Below are 21,999 nucleotides of genomic sequence, written 5' to 3'. Positions count from 1 at the left end.
ATGATGAATAAAATTTGGAAATTCTTTCAATATGGTTATTTAATGGTGGCTTTTATATGCTTGGTAGAAGGTGTTGTAAGATGGAATACAGATAGATCACGAGCTTATTTTTTTCTTGGTTTTTCTATTTTTATTACCTTAGTTTTTTTCTTGAAAAGACATTTTAGAAAAAAAGTAGAAGAAAGAAACAATCAAAAAAAATAGCACTTTACTAAAGTATGGAAATTGAAGTTATTATTATATTGAGTTCAATTATCCTTTCTGCCTTCTTTTCTGGTATGGAAATCGCTTTTGTTTCCGCCAATAAATTGCATATTGAATTAGAGAAAAAGAGAGAGGGTTTTATTCCTAAAATTCTTAACAGGATTACTCAAAAATCATCAAAATTTATTACCACAATGTTAGTTGGTAATAATATTTCTTTGGTGGTTTATAGTTATTACATGGGGCAATTCTTAGTTGATATTTTACCTATAGAGCACTATAATGAATTCTCTATTTTATTAATTCAAACTTTAATTTCTACAATAATTATTTTAATTACAGCAGAGTTTTTACCTAAGGCTATTTTTAGAATTTATGCAAATGAGGTTTTAAAGTTGTTTGCTGTTCCTGCTTATGTTTTTTATGTAATTTTCCATTTCTTTTCAGAATTAATCACTTTAATATCAGACTTTTTATTGCGGGTGTTTTTTAAAACCAATGCAGATGAGGAGCAGACAGAATTTAGTAAAGAAGAGTTAGGTAATTATATTTCAGAACAACTTGAAACAGGAAATGAAGACGATGAAATGGATTCTGAAATTCAAATTTTTCAGAATGCATTAGAGTTTCATAACGTAAAAGCGAGAGAAGTGATGGTGCCAAGAACAGAAATTATTGCAGTAGAAATTCATGAAAAGGTAGCTAACTTAAGAAATATTTTTATTGATACTGGTTTATCTAAAGTGCTAGTCTATAAAACGTCTTTAGATGATGTTATCGGCTATGTAAACGCTTTTGAGTTATTTAAAAGACCTAAAACAATCAAGTCAATTTTACTTCCTATTGAGCTTGTTCCAGAATCTATGTTAATTAATGATGTGCTAAATAGCTTAATGAAAAAGCGTAAAAGTGTTGCAGTTGTTGTGGATGAATATGGAGGTACATCAGGTATGATAACTGTAGAAGATATTGTTGAGGAACTATTTGGTGAAATAGAAGATGAACATGATACTCAAGAATTTCTAGAAAAGAAATTATCTGAAGAAGAATTTGAGTTTTCTGCAAGATTAGAAGTGGATTATTTGAATGAAGAGTATGGAGTAAACATTCCAAAATCAGAGGCTTATGAAACTTTAGGAGGGTTTATAATAGAGCACACAGAAAACATTCCTCTAGTAGAAGAAGTAGTTGATATTAAGGGTTTTGAAATATTGATTCTTAAAATGAGTAGTGCTAGAATAGAAGAAGTTCGTTTTAAAATTATAGATCAAGAAGATTAAATTTTAATACTATTTTTATAACTCTAAGACTTCCTTTTTAATAGCGATTAATATGTTTAAATTGGGTTGCAATATTAAAACCCAAATCGTATATTCGCCAACTGAAATTAAATTAATGACGTATGGCAGTTTTATCGAAAATTAGAGAACGTTCAATGTTCTTAATCATCATAATAGGTTTAGCACTGTTTGCTTTTGTATTAGACCCATCAACTTTAGGAGATTTTTTTAACTCAAGTAAAGTAAATGAAATTGGTGTTATAGATGGAGAATCTATATCTAGGCAAGAGTATGTTGCAGCATTAGAAGACTATAAGCAAAATGTAGGAAATAGAGTTTCTGAAATGCAAGCTTCTAAAACTGTTTGGGATAATATTGTTAGAAAAAAAATCTATCAAAATCAATTAACAGAAGCAGGTATTACTGTTGGAGAGGCAGATGTTTGGAATCAAGTAATCAATGCACCATCAGTTAAAAACAGTCCTCAGTTTCAAAATGAAGCTGGTTTATTTGATGAAGCTAAATTCAAACAATTTTTAGCGGATACAAAAGAGAATAATCCACAGATGTGGGGTGCATGGTCTAATTACATGAGTCAAATTAGAGATAATGCAGAGACCAATACATACAATACTTTAGTTTCTGCTGGTCTTGGAGCTTCTTTAAAAGAAGGAGAGTTTCAATATATAACAGAGAATACAAAATTAAACACGCAGTTTGTTTTTGTGCCTTATTCTGTAATTCCAGATAGTATTGTTAAAATAAAAAAATCTGAGGTAGAGTCATATATTAAAAATCATGCTGATGATTTTAAAGTAGAAGATTCTAGAGATATTTCTTATGTAAAATTTGATATTACTGCTACACCAGAAGATGAAGTAGCTATTAAAAACGACATTGCATCTTTAATACCAGTTTTTAAAGCATCAACTAACGATAGAGAATTTTTGAATCAGAATGACTCTGATGTTAATTTAGATGAGAGTTTTAAGTTTCAAAATCAAGTAAATGCACAAGTGGCATCAAATATTTTTAAAGGCGCTAAAGGTGATGTTTTTGGTCCTTATAAAGACCAAGGTCTTTACAAGATTAGTAAAATTACAGAGGTTGCAAAAATGGCAGATTCTGCAAAGGCTAGTCATATTTTAATTCCTTTTATTGGAGCTCAAAGAGTTGCTCCAAATGTAACTAGAACAGAAGAAGAAGCTAAGAAAACTGCTGATAGTATTTTTAACTTAGTTAAAAGAAGTAAGAGTAAGTTTGCTAAATTGGCAAAAGACTTTTCATCAGATACAGGTTCTGCTCAAAAAGATGGAGATTTAGGTTGGTTTCCATACAACAGAATGACGCCAGAATTTAGAGACTTTGTTTTTGAAGGAAAAAAAGGAGAAGTTGGTGTAGTAAAAACTCCATTTGGTTATCATATTATTAGAATTGATGATGTAAAAGAAGAGCAAACAGTACTTAAATTAGCTACTTATGCTAGACAAATTGTACCCTCTGAAGCAACAGAAAATGCAGTTTTTCAAAAAGCAGAACAGTTCGCTTTAGAAGTATCTAAAGACAATAATTTCTCAGAAATAGCAAAAGAGAATAAATATGTAACAAAACCTGCTATTGGTTTAAAGGTATTAGATGAGAATGTTCCTGGTTTAGGAAATCAAAGACAAATTGTTTCTTGGGCTTTTGGAAAAGACAGAGAAATTGGAGACTTTAAAAGATTTGATTTAGATGGAAGTCATGTTGTTGCATATGTTACTGCAAAAACCGAGAAAGGTTTAATGTCTGTAGAAAAAGCAGTGAATAGAGTTAGACCAATACTTCTAAAAGAAAAGAAAGCCAAATTAATGGCTGATAAATTTAATGGAGCTACTTTGCAAGAAATTGCTAAGGAGAATGCAACCAGCGTTAGAAGTGCTAATGGGGTAAACTTAAAGAGTCCAACTTTATCAGGTGCAGGCTCTGAGCCAAAAATTGTTGGGGCGATGTATACTGCTGATCAAAATAAAGTATATAAAAATATACCAGGTAATAGAGGGGTATTTGCATTTGTAGTTACTAATAAAGAACTACCTACAGCTTTACCTAACTATGAAACAGCTAGAAAAAATATTCTACAAGCAAGAAAAAGAAAAACTTACGCAATGTACGAAGCAATAAAGAAAGCTACAGATATAGAAGACAACAGATCTTATATGTATTCTGGAAACTAATCCTTTTAAAATACAATCAAAAAAAAATCCGTTCAATTAATTTGAACGGATTTTTTATTGTCATTACTTTAAATATAGTTTTATGTTGATTTTTATATACTTAATAATTATGTTTAAAATAGAAATAAAAAAAAGCCTTTTTGATTTATCAAAAAGGCTTTTTACTTGTAAGTAATTTTAAGTTATTATCCGTTCATTGAGATCAAAAACTCATCATTATTTTTAGAGAATTTTATTCTTTCATTTATAAATTCCATAGCCTCTATAGGATTCATATCAGCTAAATATTTACGCAGCACCCACATTCTTTGAACAGTTTTTTCATCCAATAATAAATCATCACGTCTTGTAGAAGATTTAATTAAATCAATAGCAGGATAAATTCTTCTATTAGAAATGTTTCTATCTAATTGAAGCTCCATATTACCTGTACCTTTAAATTCTTCAAAGATTACCTCATCCATTTTAGAACCTGTTTCTGTAAGTGCAGTTGCGATAATAGTTAAAGAACCACCACCTTCAATATTTCTTGCAGCTCCAAAGAAACGTTTTGGCTTGTGTAATGCATTGGCATCAATACCACCTGATAGAATTTTTCCAGACGCAGGAGCAACCGTGTTGTATGCTCTAGCTAAACGTGTTATAGAGTCTAAAAGAATCACAACATCATGTCCGCATTCTACCAAACGTTTTGCTTTTTCTAAAACAATATTTGCAACTCTTACATGTTTGTCAGCAGGTTCATCAAAAGTAGAAGCAACAACTTCTCCACGAACACTACGCTGCATATCTGTAACCTCTTCTGGTCTTTCGTCAATCAATAAAACAATTTGATATACTTCTGGATGATTTGCAGCAATAGCATTAGCAACATCCTTTAATAACATGGTTTTACCAGTTTTAGGTTGTGCTACAATCATTCCACGCTGACCTTTTCCTAAAGGAGAAAATAAATCAATAATCCTTGTTGATAAAGAACTACCTCTTTCTGCTAAATCAAATTTTTCTTGAGGAAATAACGGAGTTAAATGTTCAAAAGAAACACGATCTCTTACTACGTTAGGATTTAATCCGTTAATTTTCGAAACACGAATTAATGGAAAATATTTTTCACCTTCTTTTGGTGGACGAACATTACCTCTAACTGTATCACCAGTTTTTAAACCAAATAATTTAATTTGAGATTGAGATACATAAATATCATCAGGAGAAGATAAATAATTGTAATCAGAAGAACGTAAAAAACCATAACCATCAGGCATCATTTCTAAAACACCTTCACTTTCAATGATTCCATCAAATTCAAAATCAGGGTCTTTGTACCTATTATTAGACTTGTTACCTCTGTTAGAATTATTTTTGTCTCTATTTTGATGGTTTTGTTTGTTCTTATTATTTTGTTGAGTGTTATTCTGCTGATTTTTATGCTGAGGTCTATTCTGAGTTTTAGTATTAGCAGGCTTCTGTTGTGTCTTGACTTCTTTCTTTTCAGGAGAAACAGTTTCCTTTTTTTCGGCTACTTTAGCTGCCTCTTTAGCTATTTTAGGTTTATTCTCTGTAGGAGCAGTATTTTCAGCTGGTTTACTTGGAGCGCTTTTTACAACTCTTTTTCTCTTAGGTCTTTCAGCCTTAGGTTTCTCTTCAGTTTTAGAAGGAGATGTAGATGATGCTTTTGCAGGGTTTGCAGCTTGAACATCTAATATTTGATACACCAAGTCTAATTTTTTTAATTGACTTGTTTTAGTCAAACCAATAGATTTAGCAATTTCTTGTAGGTCAGCAAGTTTTTTTGCCTTTAGTTCTGAAATTTCGAACATTCTTTATGTGTTAAGTTAAAAAGTGAATCTTAATATAGTAAGATTATTAATTTTTTTTGATTTTTCTATTATTGTATATAGCACTATACAATACAACTTGTGCGGTTATTGTTTAGCAAATATATACATTTTTTTTAAGTTTTATGTTTTCTTTTTAAAAAAGAAAAAACTACTTTTGTATTCCTATTTTTTAAGGATGATACAAAGAATACAAAGTATATATTTATTATTAGCCTCAATTGTTTCTGGAGGATTAATATTTGTATTCAATTTATGGGAAAACTTAAAAAATCAAGTTTATGTTTTGGACTTATTTTCGAGAGATACAATCTCTTTAAAAGTAATACCAGCATTATTTTTTGTTTCTGCTATACTTTCCTTTTTAGCAATATTTTTATTTAAAAATAGAAAGTTACAATTTGTAGTAGGACGTTTGTCAATATTGATTAATCTTTTTTTATTAGGATTATTGATATATGTATCTCTAACTTTACCTGGAGAGATTTTGATTTCTAAGAAGGGTATTGGGATGTTCTTACCAATTTTGGCTATTTTGCTTGTTGTTTTGGCAAATAAAGCTATTAAAAAGGATGAAGATCTTGTAAAATCTGTAGATAGATTACGATAAGCCTAACATCTTAGTATATTTAGTGCGAAAAAAACCGAGAATTTATTCTCGGTTTTTGTTTTTTAAGCTTTTTTAAGAAAAAAATAAATACCTTACTTTTACTAGAGTATTAGAAGTGGTAAATATTTAAAAAAATAACCAATTTATAAGGTATTGAAATATAGCTAGTTAAAAAACCTCTCTCACTGAAAACAGTGAGGCTTCTCACCGTTTTCAGTGAGGTGAAAATTTCACTGAAAATGGGGGTTGTAGAATGATAATTTCTAATTTAAATTTGTAAAGTAACAATGAAAGAAAAGATTTACGTTCACGTAGCTGATGATCACAAAATATTAATAGAAGGGATCATGGCTGTAATAAATACAGATAAAGACATTGAGATAAGAGGTTACTCTTTAACAGGTCAAGAAGTCATAGATTGGTTTGCTAATAAGAAGAATACTGCAGACGTATTGATATTAGATATTACAATGCCAATTTTAGACGGGTTTCAAGTTTTAAAATACTTTAAGAAAAAGAAAATTGATCAAAAAGTTATAATATTATCTAGTTATGATGATGTTAAGATTGTTCAAGAAGTTTTAAACCTAGGATGTAAAGGATATATCTCAAAAAACAATGCAGGAGAACATATAGTAAACGCTATTAAAGCTGTTGCTAGTGGAGAACAGTATTTTAGTAACGATATTCAAAATATTTTACTAAAATCTTTATCAGGACAAATGGTACCGCAAGGAGAAATGCCAGACAAGTTCTTGTTAGATACACTAACAGAAAGAGAACTTGATGTACTAAAATTAATAACTAAGGAGTACAGCACAATTGAAATGGCTGATTTACTAAACCTAAGTGTTAACACAGTAGAAACATATAGAAAAAGTTTGTTAAAGAAATTAAATGTAAAAAATTCAGTAGGTTTAGCAATGTATGCTGTTAAAAATAATGTAGTTTAACCCTATCCCCAAAATAACTATTCATAAGTTTTGATTACTTTAGTTAATCATCCCCTAAAAAGCTTATTTATAGTAATCCCCCAGAATACACTACATAATAGTATACATTGCAAATTTACTTTAAATTATAATCCAATTCCATTAACCCGCCCCTAAAAATTAACCTAAAAAGTATTAAACATTCCCATTATGAAAAATTTTAGATTATTTGCTATTGTGGCATCGTTAACATTAGTTTTCTCTTCTTGTACTTCAAACGAAAGTGTATTGCCAGAAGAACAATCATTAGAATTACTTAAATCATATAAAATTAAAAGAGATATTAACGGAGCATATTCTATAGATTTTGATTTCAATGAAAATACATCTGTAGACAATGTAATTGATTACAGTACAAGTACTAATAATTTTTATTTGTATGCCACAGATAATCCAACAAAAAGAAAAGTAACCCAAGATTTAGTTATAGATGGTGAGCAACTTAGAGTCGGTTTTGTAGATGAAAATTCTCAAAAATCCCCAAGACAAATAACAATTAAAGATGATAATATCTTTTTAGCTAAGAATACAGAAGGAACCAAGCTTAATGACTGGAGTATTACTAGTAATGAAGATGGTACATATACACTAGATTTTAAAGTAAAAAGCAAAGTTAGTGTTGACTTTGTGTACAATCAAGAAATAAAAACTTACGAAATCCACTTAGAAGACGGTAAATCATCTGAAAGAGATTTTTCTCGAGTTTTAGAAAAAGAAGAAGGACAACCTCTTAAATTTGATTTTGTAAATCATGTTAAAACCAATAACTTAGCCAAAGGAGATGTAGATTTGCTAGGCGCAACAACTAATTTAGTGAGAAAGCCTCAAGGAGTTATTCTATAATTATTATTATATAAATATTGAAGCTAAATTTAATTATAATATTAGGTTTTTTAATCTGTAATTTAGTAAACCTTAAAAATAAAGAAGTTGTGTTATCTAACACAACTTCTTCTTTTGTTCAAAAAGATTCCTTAAAAATAAAGTATTATAAAGCAAAAAACTTTTTTAAAGAAGAGAAATATACTAATGCTCTTAAAATTGCTCAAGAAATTTTAGAAAAGACCAATTTAACTTTAGATGAAAAAGTTTCTGTAAATTATTTAATTGCAAATATCTTTTACGCAACTAGAAGTAATCAAAATGCTCTTAAATATTATAGAAAAACTTTAAATTATATTACTTCAATTAATGTAGATAATATTCAGAATCAAATAGACTTGTCTTTCAATAGAGATATAATAAAAGCAGAGACCTTATTAAAATATGGTAATATATTTTATAGACTTAATAGTATCGAAAATTTAAAAATTTATAAGGATAGTTCTTTGTATTTTTATAATGAGGTTGAAAAAATACCAGAATTAAATAGTAACATATTAGAAGTAAAATCAAGGGCTTATTCTAATTCTTCTGTAATTTTTCTAAATGACTCTTTGTATAATAAGGCAGAGATTTATGCCAAAAAAGCAATTAATATTCATAAAAAACAAAACAATAAGGTCAACGAATCTGGAGCTTTAGTAAATTTAGCAAATATATATTTATCCGAAAGTAATTATAATGAAGCTAAAAAAACGTATTACAAAGCATTAGACTTAATCAAGAACATCAAGTCTAGTAAAGCGCTTATGGTAAGAGAAAAAATTTACTTTAATTTAGCTTATAATCTATATATTTTAAAAGACTATAAGGCCTATGTTTTTCAAGAACTTTCTTATAATATTAAAGATAGTTTAAGAGATAGAGAGGTAAGAAATATGATAGAGGAGTTAGATGCTAAATATGATTTTAAATCAGCAAAAAAATTACTACTTAAAGAAGAAGAAAATAAAAGATTAAAAGCACAAAGAACTTTTTGGATTATTGGTATAGGTGGTTTAATTGTAATATTATCTTTATTGTACGGAGTTAATTTTTACAAACTCAAACAAAAAAATTTAGGTTTAGAGTTATCACAAACACAACTTATTCAAAGCCAAAAAATAGAAAAAATTAGATCAGATTCTCAAGTTAGAATTTTAAACGCCACAATAGATGGAAAAGAATCTGAAAGAAAGCAGATTGCTGAAACTTTACACGATAGTGTAAGTGCTTTGTTATCCTCAGCAAATTTACACTTACAAGCTACCAAAGGAAAGTTTAATGGAAAGGCCCCTGTAGAAATAGATAAGACCAGAGAGATTATCACAGAGGCATCACAGAAAATTAGAGATTTGTCCCATACGCTAGTTTCTTCTGTGCTCCTTAAGTTTGGATTAAAATTTGCTATTAAAGATATGGCAGATAAGTACTCCAATTCTCGAATTGAAATAAATACTAATTTTGGTGAAGTAAAAAGGTATCAGCAGAGTTTTGAAATCAAAATATATAATATTATTCAGGAATTTGTGAATAATATTTTAAAACATAGTAAAGCATCCTTAGCAAATATTGACTTAGAAGAGAAAGATGGTAAACTCTTTTTAACAATAACAGATAATGGTATTGGATTTGATAAAACCCAAATAACTCAAAAAGATGGTTTAGGTATCAATCAAATTGATGCAAGAATTAAAATAATGAAAGGTGTTTTTCATATCGACTCTAGTAAAAATAACGGAACCAAAATAAAAGTAGAGCTACCTGTTGTAGAAAAAGAGCAACCTAACCTCGTTTAGCCAACTCTATAATTTCTAGACTCTTTATTTCTCCTTTTTCAAGCTCAAAGCGTAACATTGTTCTAACTTTATGAAAACCGTGATTTCCAGCAGCCCCTGGGTTTAAATGTAGCAAGTTTAATTTTTTATCAAACTGTACTTTTAAAATATGAGAATGACCTGCAATGAAGATTTTTGGAGGGTTTTTATTGATTTCTTCTCGAATTCTCAAATTATACTTGTTAGGATATCCACCAATATGTGTCATCCAAACTAAAACATTTTCAACTTCAAATTTTGCATCTAAAGGAAACTCTGCTCTTGCGTTTTTATCATCAATATTACCATATACAGCTCTCAAAGGGTTTAAATTTTGTATAGCGTCTGTTACTTTTAAATTTCCAATATCACCTGCGTGCCAAACTTCATCAGCTTGTTTTACAAACTTTAAAATTTGGTCATCAATATAACTGTGGGTATCAGATAATAGTAAGATTTTTTTCATTCAAAAAAAACTAAGAAAAGTTTAACGTCTCAGTGAGAATCAAAAGTAATGATAACAAAATAAATTCCGTAATTTTGAATACTGCAAAAAACAAGTTTCTTGAGGTATTTTATAGAACTTTCTTACAATGGAAAAAATTATCACGGTTGGCAAATTCAACCTGACGTAATTTCTGTACAAGAAAAACTAAACAAAGCTGTAAGTACAATTACCCAAAAAAATATTGAAGTTGTTGGAGCTGGTAGAACAGATACAGGAGTTCACGCATCACAAATGTTTGCTCATTTTGATATCGATAAAGAAATTAAAGGAGATATTCCTCATAAAATGAATTCATTATTGCCAAAAGATATTGTAGTTTATAATGTTTTAAAAGTTGATGATGAAAAGCACGCACGTTTTGATGCTGTGAGTAGAAGTTACGAATTCAAGATTTGGTTAGGTAGAAATCCGTTTTTGTTAGATTTCTCATGGCAAATTCACTCTCAAAAATTAGACATTGAGTTGATGAATGATGCCGCTAAATTACTATTAGAATACACAGATTTTCAAACATTTTCTAAAGTGAAAACAGATGTATATACATACAACTGTAATATAACAGAAGCAATTTGGAAACAAAAAGACAAAGAACTTACTTTTTACATCACCGCAAACCGTTTTTTGCGAAATATGGTAAGAGCAATTGTAGGTACTTTAGTTGATGTAGGTCTTGGTAAAATAACCAAAGACGATTTTAGAAAAATTATAGAAAGTAAAAATAGAAGTAATGCAGGGTTATCAGTTCCTGCAAAAGGCTTATTTTTAACACAGATTAAATATTAGATTTTGGCAGATAAAACAGGAAAAGCATTCGATTTACAAATCTTCTTAAGATTGATGTCTTTTGCAAAACGCTACAAACTCAATTTTTTTATAGCATCTGCCTCTACAATTTTATTGGCTTGTGTTTCTTTATTGAATCCTTATTTAATAAAAGAAACAGTAGATAAATACATTACAGAAAAAGACTCTCAAGGATTGATTAATAATATCATTCTTATGTTTGGAGTTATTATTTTAGAAGTATTGTTACGTTTCTCTTTCATTTACTTTGCAAATTGGGTTGGTCAACATATAATTAGAGATATAAGGGCTAAAATATTTAGACATATTCTACAGTTTAAAATGTCTTATTTTGATAAGAATTCTGTTGGAAAATTGGTGACAAGAGTGGTTTCTGACATTGAAACTATTGCTGCTTTTTTTAGTAGTGGTGTGTTTACTATTGTAAGTGATGTTCTACAAATGTTTGCTGTAATTTTCTTAATGTTTTATTTCAATTGGAAGTTAGCTTTAATAGCAATTTCTGTGTTACCTATTTTAATTTATGCAACTCGTGTTTTTCAAAAAGCCATAAAAGCTACTTTTCAAGAAGTAAGAAATCAGGTAGCCAATTTAAATGGATTTGTGCAAGAAAGAGTTACAGGAATGAAAATTGTACAACTCTTTAACCGTGAAAAAATAGAGTATAAAAACTTTATGGATATCAACAATAAGCACAAACAAGCTTATATAAAAACCATATGGTATTTCTCCATATTTTTTCCAATTGCTGAGATTTTATCATCTATTGGTATTGGTTTAATTGTTTGGTTTGGAAGTAAACAAATTATTACAGGTGAAGTTCCTGGTCCAGGAACAGTAATGGCTTTTGTACAAATGGCCCAAATGTTATTTAGACCATTGCGTCAAATTGCAGATAAATTCAACCAGTTACAAATGGGAATTGTCTCTGGTGAACGTGTTTTTAAAGTAATAGATACACAAAGTAGCATCGTTAAAAACGGAACAATAAAGGCAGAAAATTTAAAAGGAAACATCAAATTTAACAATGTTAGGTTTAGTTATGTTGAAGACGAGGAAGTCTTGAAAGGGGTTTCTTTGGATGTGAAATCAGGGCAAACTATTGCAATTGTAGGAGCAACAGGAGCAGGGAAATCAACCATTATCAATTTGATCAATCGTTTTTATGAAATTGATGCAGGTGTTATTTCTGTGGATGATATTGCTATCAACCAATATACTTTGGATAGTTTACGAGATCAAGTTGCAATTGTTTTACAAGATGTTTTTCTGTTTTCAGATTCCATCTTAAATAATATCACTTTAAAGGATGAAAACATCACTTTACAAGAAGTTGAAAAAGCAGCAAAACAAATTGGAATTCACGATTTTATTATGACACTTCCAGGTGGTTATCATTATAATGTAAAAGAAAGAGGTGCAATGTTATCATCAGGACAAAGACAATTGATTGCATTTTTAAGAGCTTATGTAAGTAAACCTAGTATTTTAATTTTAGATGAAGCAACTTCTTCTGTAGACGCGCAAGCAGAAAAAATGATTCAGTATGCAACAGAAACCATTACAAAAGGTAGGACATCAATTGTAATTGCACACAGGTTAGCAACAATAAAACAAGCAGATAAAATTATTGTGATGGATAAAGGATTGATCGTAGAAGAAGGAACTCACAATGAACTACTGAAGAAAAATGAAGGGTATTATAAAAATTTATATGAAAAGCAATTTGCAATGGAATTGGCTTCTTAAATCAAATCTTTTTTCAATTTTTCATTAAGTTCTTCATAATCAGAATAAAGTTCAAAACCACCATCTTTAATGTAAGAAATCTCTCCTGTTTCCTCAGAAACCAATAAACACACTGCATCTGTTTTTTCTGAAACACCAATAGCAGCTCTATGTCTTAAGCCAAATCTAGCAGGAATTTTTGCGCTATCAGAAATTGGTAGTACTACTCTTGTGGCTACAATATAATTATCTCTAATAATTAAAGCACCATCGTGTAACGGACTATTTTTGTAAAAAATACTTTCTAATAAAACTTCGTTCAAAACAGCATTCATAGAATCTCCTGTATTAATTAAAAAATCTAAAGCATTAGTTCGTTCAATAACAATTAAAGCACCCGTCTTTGTTTTCGACATTTTTTTACAAGCGTCTAAGATAGTATCTGTGTCAATTTCTGAAGCTATTTCGGTCTGTAAAAACTTTAATTGTTTAAAAAAACTTCGTTTGTTGGTGAAATTTGTGGTACCAATCATCAATAAAAACTTTCGAATTTCTTGTTGAAAAACAATGATTAAGGCAATTACTCCTCCAGAAAGTAAGTAGCCTAAAATACCACTTAACATTTCCATTTTTAAAGCTTGTGTTATTTTCCAGATTAAAAAAATAAATGCAATACCAATAACAATATTAATGGCAACAGTACCTTTTAATAATTTGTAAATGTAGTAGAGTAGTGTTGCCACTAAAAGAATGTCTAAAACATCTAACAAAGAAAATTCAATAAAATCGAACATAAAAAAGGAACCTTGATTTTAGGCTAAAATACTAATAAATTTACTCAAATCAATAGAGTTAGTTTATTTCTGCATCCGAAAGTAATAATGGATATTTTTCTCGAATCAATTTAATTTTTTCTTGAACTTCAAGATTGTTATTGTTTGATAAATTTAACTCATCCAATAAACTCTCATAATTCTGATGATACAATTTAACAGATAATGTATTTCTTAAATGTGTATACGCTGAATTTATAACATCTAAAGTTGAAATATAGGTTTCGTAATTTGTCAATCTATCTGTTTGTATTGATATGATAGCTTTTGATGGATGATCTGATGATGTTTTATCTTGTTTGCCTTCGCACCAATCACAAGTTTTTTTGTTGATATCTAATCCACCACCATTATCTATAAAGTTGATGGCTATCTGTTTTAATTCAGACAATTTGATAATTTTACCATCAACAAATAATTCGTTGTTTTTGTTGAGGTTAACTTCTAGAATGTTCCGTTCATTGAGATTGATTGGAGGTGTTTCCTGTTGCTTTGGAATCTTCCTTGCAATTCCTGCATCTACTTGTAAGGTTGTTGTTACCAAAAAGAAGATTAATAATAAAAATGCAATGTCTGCCATTGAGCCAGCATTAATTTCTGGCAATTGTTTTCTACTCATAATACTTAGTTTTTAAAAGTTAATAAATTTATTTTTCAATGTCTCTTCGAGCGAAGTCGAAAAGTCATTAATTTAAAGTTTGACTAAGTTGAGTTTTGGCGTTAACATATCTTTAACAATAAAAGTGCCAACTTTTTTAAAATAAGTTGACAAATACGTTTAGCCCTGATTGAAACCTTTTGACTACGCTCAAGATAAACTATATCCTTTTTAATTGTCAGTTCGAGTGAATTTGTGAAGAATGAACAAATTTATATCGAGAACACAATTAAAAAGATGTACTGAAAAGCAGGAAATAGCTTCTAATCTTAAAAAGTAACTTGATTCACAATTTTTATGGCTTCAACAGCTTCTTTAACATCATGAACTCGTAAAATGTTTGCACCATTTAGCAATGCAATAGTATTGGCAGAAGTAGTAGCATTTAAAGCTTCTTGTGCAGTAATATCTAAGGTTTTGTACAACATTGATTTTCTTGAAATACCAGCTAAAATAGGAACGTCTAAACTTTTAAATAAGGATAAATTTTTGAGAATTTCAAAATTATGATCTATGGTTTTTCCAAAACCAAACCCAACATCAATAATAACATCATTGAGTTTTAGTTGATGTAATTTGTAGATCTGAGCAGCAAAAAAATAAATAATGTCTTTGATCACATCATCATAAACAGGGTTTTTTTGCATGTTCTGAGGAGTTCCTAACATGTGCATTAAAATATAAGGGACTTGCAAGTTTGCCACAGTATCAAACATTTTAACATCCATGTTTCCTCCAGAGATATCATTAATAATGGCTGCGCCAGAAGCTATAGTTTCTTTTGCTATTTTACTTCTAAAAGTGTCTACAGAAATAATGATTTCAGGAAATTCTTTACTTAGTAACTCTATAACTGGAACTATTCTGTGTAGCTCTTCTTCTTCAGAAATATGAGCAGCTCCTGGTCTTGATGAATAAGCACCAACATCAATAAAAGTGGCACCTTCTATCAACATTTTTTCGGTTTGAGAAAGTATTTCTGACTCATTTTTATACTTTCCACCATCATAAAAAGAATCTGGAGTAATATTTAAAATACCCATTACTTTAGGCGAGGATAAATTGATCAATTTGCCTTTGCAATTAATTGTCATTAGCGAACTACTTTATTGATTATATGACTAATTTTTGGAGCTGTGTAGTTGGTCATTTTCTGCATCAAATTATTGATAGAATAGCCAACCAATAAGAGATTTCTATTCTCAGGTTTTAAATATCCTTCTTCAACCATTCTGTCTAATTGTTGTAAAGTGGCATCAAAAAATCCGTTGATATTTAACAATCCTACAGGTTTTTGTTCTATGTGTAATTGATTTAAAGTCAAAGCTTCAAAGAGTTCGTCCAAGGTTCCAAATCCTCCAGGAAGCGTAATGTAACCATCTATTAACTTACTCATAATCACTTTTCGTGAACTCATGTTTTTGCAAACAATCATTTCCTCAACGTCAGCATGAACAACTTCTTCTTTCTCTAATAACTTAGGAATAACTCCAATAACTTCACCTTTTTGAGAAAGAATGGTGTCTGCAAGAACGCCCATCATTCCTATTTTTCCTCCACCATAAACCAAACCAATATTGTTGTTAACAAAATAATTTCCCAATTCTATAGCAGCTTCTTTGTAAATAGGATTAAACCCTAAACTAGAACCACAAAAAACAACAATTTTATTCATTTGATTTCTAAAAAATTCCTAACAAAAATAAATGAAAAGGTGCTTAGATTTACTATTTTTACAAAAATACTTTAATCGAAAAATGCAAGATACCTCAAAACAATACGATGCTGTCATCAATGAATGTAGAAGTTTATTCATTAAAAAAATGTCTGATTATGGAGCTGCGTGGAGAATTTTACGTTTACCATCTTTAACCGATCAAATATTTATCAAAGCACAAAGAATTCGTCAGTTGCAAGAAAATGAGGTGCGTAAAGTTGATGAAGGAGAAAAGTCTGAGTTTATTGGAATTATTAATTACTCCATTATGGCATTGATTCAGTTGGAAAAAGGTGTGGTTGAAAATCCTGATATAAATACAGAGGAAGCTACTGAAATGTACGACAAGCATGCAAAAATTACTAAAGAATTGATGTTGAATAAAAATCATGATTATGGTGAAGCATGGAGAGATATGAGGGTATCATCATTAACTGATTTGATTTTGCAAAAATTATTACGTGTCAAACAGATTGAAGATAACAAAGGCAAAACATTAGTTTCTGAAGGTATTGATGCTAATTACCAAGACATGATTAACTACGCTGTTTTTGCAATGATTCATTTAGGTGAATGAGTTAGAAATTTTTAAAGTAATAAAGCAATACGTTTCTGTCACTTCGAGTAATTTTCTGAAGAATGAAGAAAATTGTATCGAGAAGTCTAAAATAATAACATGAAAATACTAGTACAAATTGCAAGAATCATAGTAGGAGCCTTATTTATTTTTTCGGGCTTTGTAAAATTGGTAGATCCAATTGGTTCGCAATATAAATTTCAAGAATACTTTTCTGAATCGGTTTTAAATATGGAGTTTCTAATTCCGTTTGCATTACCATTTGCTATTTTGTTAATTGTAGCAGAAATCCTTTTAGGTGTTATGATTTTAATCGGTTATAAATCAAAAATTACAGTTTGGAGTTTATTAATTCTTACACTCATATTCTTGTTTTTAACTTGGTATTCTGCTTATTATAATAAAGTTACAGATTGTGGTTGTTTTGGAGATGCTATTAAACTCACGCCTTGGGAAACTTTTTATAAAAACGTTATTTTAATTGCATTCATCATTGTATTAGTGATTAAAGTAGATTTGATAAAGCCTATTTTTGGAGGTAAAATTCCAAAATTGATCACTTTAATTGCTTTAGGATTGTTTATGTTTATTGTGCAACATGTGTTAACGCATTTACCAATTATAGATTTTAGAGCATATGCAGTAGGTAAAAATTTAGTAGAAGGAATGCAGTTTCCTGAAGACGGAAGTATTCCTCCAGTACACGATTTTATGTTAGAAGATGCGCAAGCAGATTTAGCACCAGAATTGTTAAAAAAGGAAAAATTGATGTTGGTAATCATTTATAACTTAGATAAAGTTGATAAAAATGGTTTCCCAAACATCAAAGAAATCACATCAAAAGCTAAGAATAAAGGATATACTGTTTACGGAGTTTCAGCTTCTTTTACAGATGATTTGTTGGCAGCTAAAGAAAAATACAACTTACCTTTTGAGTTTTTATTTTGTGATGAAACTACATTAAAAACAATGATTCGTGCAAATCCAGGAGTTATGATTTTAAATAAAGGAACAGTTACTCAAAAGAAAAATTGGGTAGATGTTGATGAAATAGAACTATAATGAAACAATTACTATTGGTTTTTATTGGTGGTGGATTTGGAAGTGCTTTACGTTTTCTTGTTGGAAAATGGCTAAATAATCTTGAAAGCGGAATTCCATTAGGTACTTTTGCAGCCAATATTTTAGGTAGTTTGTTTATTGGAATCATTTTAGGGTATGCTGCCAAAAATGATGCAATTTCTCAAAATCACACACTGTTATTAGCTACTGGATTTTGTGGTGGATTTACTACATTTTCTACGTTTGCTTATGAAAATCATATCTTACTAAAATCGGGAGATTTTACCACATTTGCTTTCTATACCATTGCAAGTTTTGTAGTGGGCTTCTTAGCTGTCTTTGCAGGAATATACTTTATTAAATTTTTATAGAATTATATTAATGTCAATTCGATTGAATTTGTGAATAATGATCAAATTTGTGTCGAAAACAAAAAGAATAAAAGATCATGAACGAATTTGTTAAATATCAATCTAAAGAAAACTATGCTATTATTACGATTAACAACGGAAAAGCCAATGCAATTTCTCATGAAGTAATTCAAGGATTAAATGATGGTTTAGATAAAGCACAACAAGATCATAAGGTTGTTATTTTAACAGGTCAACCAGGAATATTTTCTGCGGGTTTTGATTTAAAAGTGATGACAAAATCGCCTACAGCTGCCAAAGAATTGGTTATAAATGGGTCTCAATTGTCTTTAAGAATGTTAGCTTTTCCACATCCAATTATTATTGCTTGTTCTGGTCATGCTATTGCAAAAGGAGCTTTTTTATTATTGTCATCAGATTATAGAATTGGTGTAGAAGGTGATTTTAAAATAGGATTAAATGAAGTTCAAATTGGCATGACAATGCACTATGCAGGAATAGCTATAGCCAAAGCACGATTGTCTGAAGTATACCTCAATAGATGTGTCAATAATGCAGAAATTTTTAATCCAAAGCAAGCTATAGCTGCTGGTTTTTTAGATGTTATCGTTCCTGAAAATCAGTTATTAGCAAAAGCAACTAAAGCAGCAGAATTGTTTGCAAAACTGAATACAAAAGCACATGCTGAAACCAAACTAAAAGTTCGACAACAGCATTTGCAAGATTTACAGAAAGCCATTCAATTAGATTTAGAAGATGATATTTCTATCAACCCTTAATCTAACTGAATTAAATCAATATCACTTTCTTTTACTTTTTTATTCAATTCTTTTACTCGAGTATTAAAAATAGCGTAAAGTTTAGCTAACTCAACATCAATATCTTTGGTGATTTCATTCTTAAAATCAATTGCTTGTTGTGTTGGAGCGTAATTACCAATTCTAGTTAACGAGTTTAAATGCCCTAATTTGTTATTTAATCTAATAGGGAAATTCAGCGGATCTTGTCCACTTTTAGACTTTGTTTGATATAAAGTTTCCTCAACTTTTGTCATGTCTTTTACTAAAGCATCAGCATAATCTAACAATGTTTTGTGTTTCTTTTTGTCTTTTACAGATTTCTTTAACAGGGCAACTTGAGCACGAATTTTCTTTACATTCTTTAAGGCTTTATGAATTTCTGTCATTTTAGAATTAATGCTATTAATGAAATCAAATTGTGCCTTCATATCGGCTTCAGTAGCTTCAGACATAGGATTCTTTAAAATAGAAAACACTTGACTCATTTTTGCGTCATTCACAGCAAGTTCTACTTTATAGTTTCCAGGTAGTGCCATTGGTCCACTTAGAGAAGCCCACCATAAAATCATGCCTTTTACGCTTTCTGCACCATCGTACATCATATTCCAGTAGAAAATATTATTACCGTCTTCTACTTTTAAATTTTCTTCCTTTTTTTCTTTATTAGGTTTTGTGCTATATTTTTTAATAAGGTTGTCATTGGCATCATAAATAGATAAAGACACTATATCTTTTTCACCTTTTTCTTTAATGTAGTAATTGATGGCAACTCCTCCAGGATGATTGGTTCCCATGGTTTTTGAGGTTCTTCCTCTTCCACCACTCATGTTGTAAGCATCTTTAGGTTTAAACAACACAATATCTTGTTTTAAAGTAGATGAGTTTAGTTGATGTAAAGGTGTTAAATCATCAATAATCCAAAGTGAACGACCTTGAGTTGCAGCAATTAAATTATCATCTTTAATAGCTAAATCTGTAATAGGTACAATTGGAAGATTTTGTTTGAAAGATTGCCAGTTTTTACCATCATCAAAAGAAATATACATTCCTCTTTCTGTACCTGCGTATAATAAACCTTTACGTTTTGGATCTGCTCTTAAAGCTCTTGTAAAATCTTCTTCTCCAATTCCATTAGTAATTTTTTTCCAAGATTTACCATAATTTTCGGTTTTATAGAGGTAAGGTTGATAATCTCCAGTTTTATATTTTGTACCAACAATATAAGCTCCACCTTTTGTAAAAGGGTCAATTTCAATGCAGTTAATCATCATCCATTCTGGCATTTTTCTAGGAGTAACATTATCCCATGATTGCCCATTATTTTTAGAAACATGTACCAAACCATCATCAGAACCAGTCCAAATTAAACCTGGTTCTAAAGGAGATTCAGTTGCTGCGAAAATGGTTCCATAATACTCAACACCTGTATTGTCTTTGGTGATTGGTCCACCAGAAGGACCTAATGTTTTGGGATCGTTTCTAGTTAAATCTGGACTAATTACTTTCCAAGACTGACCTTCATTTTCTGTAACATGTAAATGATTAGATGCTGCATATAATCGTTTTTTGTTATTAGGAGAAAAGAAAATTGGAAAATTCCACTGAAAACGATACTTAAAATCTTCAGCTCCATGACCCATAGGATCATCTGGCCAAACATTAATAGCTCTAGTTTCATTGGTTTTGTGATTAACTCTAGTTAGAAACCCACCATAACTACCACCGTAAACAATATCACTATTTAAAGGATCTGCTGCAATATGAGCACTCTCTCCACCAGCGGTAGAAGACCAATCTGAATCAGTTATAAATCGTCCAGAAGTTCTATGAGAAATTCGAACCGTAGAATTGTCTTGTTGTGCTGCTAAAATTCGATAAGGAAAATGATTGTCTGTAGTTACTCTGTAAAATTGAGAAGTTGGTTGGTTATTCATTGTACTCCAATTAATACCAGCATCAAAAGAAATTTGAGCACCACCATCATCACCAATAATCATTCTTTGATTGTCTTCTGGTGCAATCCATAAATCGTGATGATCTCCATGAGGAGCATTGTATGTTTTGTAGGTTTTTCCACCATCTGTAGATTTATGATAACGTACATTTAAGACATATAAAATATCTTCATTTTGAGTGTCTGCATACAAACGTGTATAATACCAAGCTCTTTGACGTAATTTTCTTTCAGAATTTATCAAACGCCATGTTTTACCAGCGTCTGTAGATTTGTAAATACCACCTTTTTTATTTTCAATCAAAGCCCAAACAATATTAGAATTTACGGGAGAAACTGTTACTCCGCTAATTCCCCAAATTCCTTTTGGTAACCCTTTGTTCGTTGAAATGTTTGTCCAAGTTTCGCCTGAATCTGTACTTTTCCAGATTGCAGAACCTTCTCCACCAGAGGATAAACTGTAAGGAGTTCTCCTTACATTCCAAGTTGTAGCATATAAAATTCTTGGATTATTAGGATCTATAATTAGATCAACAACACCAGCATTTTCATTCGAAAAAAGAACTTTACGCCAAGTTTCACCACCATCAGTAGATTTATATACACCCCTTTCTTGAGTTGGTTTGTACAAATCACCTAAAACACCTGCAAAAACAACATCTGGATTTTTAGGGTGAATTCGAACTCTTGGAATATGGCGTGCATTTTTTAAACCTATATGACGCCAGGTTTTACCCGCATTTTCAGATTTCCACATTCCATCACCAGATGATACATTTCCACGAACGGTTTTTTCTCCCATACCAACATACATCACATTATTGTCAGATTCAGAAACTGCTACAGCACCCACAGAACCTCCAAAAAAACCGTCAGAAATATTCTCCCAAGTATTTCCAGCATCATTAGTTCTCCAAACTCCACCACCAGTAGCTCCCATGTAAAAAAGATTTGCTTTTCCAGGAACGCCAGTTACAGCAGCACTTCTTCCGCCTCTAAAAGGTCCTATATTTCGCCATTTTACCGCGCTAAAATATTCTTCAGAAACTTTGGTAGATTTCTTTTGTGCATTAACTTTGGCATTTGTTATAAAAAACACACTAATTGTAAGGAAAATTAATTTTTTCATAAGTTGGTAGTTTGAAAATTAAGATAATAAAAATAAGGATTTTAAA

General features: G+C 30.2%; 20 protein-coding genes. 13 read left to right on the top strand and 7 right to left on the bottom strand.

Features of this window, described 5'->3' with window-relative positions:
* The 3 genes from FP421_RS06660 (at position 1) to FP421_RS06650 (ending at position 3,697) form a co-directional block, all read left to right on the top strand.
* A complete protein-coding gene (locus tag FP421_RS06660; protein WP_236548062.1) occupies positions 1-204 on the top strand; it encodes a hypothetical protein in 204 nt (67 codons plus the stop codon).
* A gap of 14 nt (positions 205-218) precedes the next feature.
* Positions 219-1,484: a hemolysin family protein gene (locus FP421_RS06655; protein WP_159948875.1), complete on the top strand. Its 1,266-nt coding sequence runs from the start codon at positions 219-221 to the stop codon at positions 1,482-1,484.
* 122 nt (positions 1,485-1,606) lie between these two features.
* Positions 1,607-3,697, top strand: a complete 2,091-nt coding sequence (locus tag FP421_RS06650; protein WP_159948863.1) for a peptidylprolyl isomerase — start codon at positions 1,607-1,609, stop codon at positions 3,695-3,697.
* A 185-nt stretch (positions 3,698-3,882) separates the two neighbouring features.
* On the opposite strand, the gene rho is transcribed toward FP421_RS06650, so the two are convergent.
* Entirely contained in the window at positions 3,883-5,514 is a 1,632-nt protein-coding gene (gene rho / locus FP421_RS06645; protein WP_159948861.1) for a transcription termination factor Rho, read from the bottom strand.
* 196 nt (positions 5,515-5,710) lie between these two features.
* Here rho and FP421_RS06640 point away from each other — a divergent pair, with 196 nt between their 5' ends.
* The 4 genes from FP421_RS06640 to FP421_RS06625 all read left to right on the top strand — a co-directional run bounded on the left by FP421_RS06640 (position 5,711) and on the right by FP421_RS06625 (position 9,794).
* Positions 5,711-6,142, top strand: coding sequence for a DUF4293 domain-containing protein (locus tag FP421_RS06640; RefSeq protein WP_159948859.1), 432 nt, complete (start codon positions 5,711-5,713; stop codon positions 6,140-6,142).
* Positions 6,143-6,429: 287 nt separating this feature from the next.
* The gene (locus FP421_RS06635; RefSeq protein WP_159948857.1) at positions 6,430-7,095 is read left to right on the top strand and encodes a response regulator; all 666 of its coding nucleotides are present in this window, start codon (positions 6,430-6,432) and stop codon (positions 7,093-7,095) included.
* A 189-nt stretch (positions 7,096-7,284) separates the two neighbouring features.
* Entirely contained in the window at positions 7,285-7,977 is a 693-nt protein-coding gene (locus FP421_RS06630) for a hypothetical protein (RefSeq protein ID WP_159948855.1), read from the top strand.
* 17 nt (positions 7,978-7,994) lie between these two features.
* The gene (locus FP421_RS06625) at positions 7,995-9,794 is read left to right on the top strand and encodes a tetratricopeptide repeat-containing sensor histidine kinase (protein WP_159948853.1); all 1,800 of its coding nucleotides are present in this window, start codon (positions 7,995-7,997) and stop codon (positions 9,792-9,794) included.
* Here the strand turns inward: FP421_RS06625 and FP421_RS06620 are convergent.
* A complete protein-coding gene (locus FP421_RS06620; protein WP_159948851.1) occupies positions 9,781-10,278 on the bottom strand; it encodes a metallophosphoesterase family protein in 498 nt (165 codons plus the stop codon). The two genes, FP421_RS06625 and FP421_RS06620, sit on opposite strands and share 14 nt — an antisense overlap.
* A gap of 99 nt (positions 10,279-10,377) precedes the next feature.
* On the opposite strand from FP421_RS06620, the gene truA reads away from it, so the two are divergent.
* Together truA and FP421_RS06610 are read left to right on the top strand one after the other, a co-directional pair.
* Entirely contained in the window at positions 10,378-11,103 is a 726-nt protein-coding gene (truA, locus tag FP421_RS06615) for a tRNA pseudouridine(38-40) synthase TruA (protein WP_159948849.1), read from the top strand.
* 3 nt (positions 11,104-11,106) lie between these two features.
* A complete protein-coding gene (locus FP421_RS06610) occupies positions 11,107-12,873 on the top strand; it encodes an ABC transporter ATP-binding protein (RefSeq protein ID WP_159948847.1) in 1,767 nt (588 codons plus the stop codon).
* Here FP421_RS06610 and cdaA read toward each other — a convergent pair.
* The 4 genes from cdaA to FP421_RS06590 form a co-directional block, all read right to left on the bottom strand.
* Positions 12,870-13,646 carry a diadenylate cyclase CdaA gene (cdaA, locus tag FP421_RS06605; RefSeq protein ID WP_159948845.1) on the bottom strand — a complete coding sequence of 259 codons (777 nt, stop codon included), beginning with the start codon at positions 13,644-13,646 and terminating at the stop codon, positions 12,870-12,872. The genes FP421_RS06610 and cdaA overlap by 4 nt on opposite strands.
* Positions 13,647-13,704: 58 nt before the next feature.
* Entirely contained in the window at positions 13,705-14,304 is a 600-nt protein-coding gene (locus tag FP421_RS06600; RefSeq protein ID WP_159948843.1) for an ExbD/TolR family protein, read from the bottom strand.
* Between the two features lie 308 nt (positions 14,305-14,612).
* Complete coding sequence (gene folP / locus FP421_RS06595; protein WP_159948841.1) at positions 14,613-15,437, bottom strand: dihydropteroate synthase; 825 nt, start codon at positions 15,435-15,437, stop codon at positions 14,613-14,615.
* A complete protein-coding gene (locus FP421_RS06590) occupies positions 15,437-16,018 on the bottom strand; it encodes an LOG family protein (RefSeq protein WP_159948839.1) in 582 nt (193 codons plus the stop codon). Before FP421_RS06590 ends, folP begins: the two co-directional genes overlap by 1 nt.
* Positions 16,019-16,100: 82 nt before the next feature.
* On the opposite strand from FP421_RS06590, the gene FP421_RS06585 reads away from it, so the two are divergent.
* The 4 genes from FP421_RS06585 to FP421_RS06570 all read left to right on the top strand — a co-directional run bounded on the left by FP421_RS06585 (position 16,101) and on the right by FP421_RS06570 (position 18,849).
* Complete coding sequence (locus tag FP421_RS06585) at positions 16,101-16,637, top strand: DUF1599 domain-containing protein (RefSeq protein ID WP_159948837.1); 537 nt, start codon at positions 16,101-16,103, stop codon at positions 16,635-16,637.
* A 99-nt stretch (positions 16,638-16,736) separates the two neighbouring features.
* Complete coding sequence (locus FP421_RS06580; protein ID WP_159948835.1) at positions 16,737-17,699, top strand: BT_3928 family protein; 963 nt, start codon at positions 16,737-16,739, stop codon at positions 17,697-17,699.
* Positions 17,699-18,070 carry a fluoride efflux transporter CrcB gene (gene crcB / locus FP421_RS06575; RefSeq protein ID WP_159948833.1) on the top strand — a complete coding sequence of 124 codons (372 nt, stop codon included), beginning with the start codon at positions 17,699-17,701 and terminating at the stop codon, positions 18,068-18,070. The genes FP421_RS06580 and crcB overlap by 1 nt, the downstream gene beginning before the upstream one ends.
* A 77-nt stretch (positions 18,071-18,147) precedes the next feature.
* On the top strand, positions 18,148-18,849 hold the full coding sequence (locus FP421_RS06570; protein WP_159948831.1) for a crotonase/enoyl-CoA hydratase family protein: 702 nt from the start codon (positions 18,148-18,150) through the stop codon (positions 18,847-18,849).
* On the opposite strand, the gene FP421_RS06565 is transcribed toward FP421_RS06570, so the two are convergent.
* Positions 18,846-21,953 (bottom strand): WD40/YVTN/BNR-like repeat-containing protein, encoded by a 3,108-nt coding sequence (locus FP421_RS06565; protein WP_159948829.1) that lies wholly within the window; start codon positions 21,951-21,953, stop codon positions 18,846-18,848. The genes FP421_RS06570 and FP421_RS06565 overlap by 4 nt on opposite strands.
* Positions 21,954-21,999 lie beyond the last annotated feature (46 nt).

This window comes from Polaribacter septentrionalilitoris (assembly GCF_009832745.1).
Lineage (GTDB): Bacteria > Bacteroidota > Bacteroidia > Flavobacteriales > Flavobacteriaceae > Polaribacter > Polaribacter septentrionalilitoris.
Note: the sequence above shows the minus strand (reverse complement) of the source record. Positions and strands in the feature narration are given on the sequence as shown.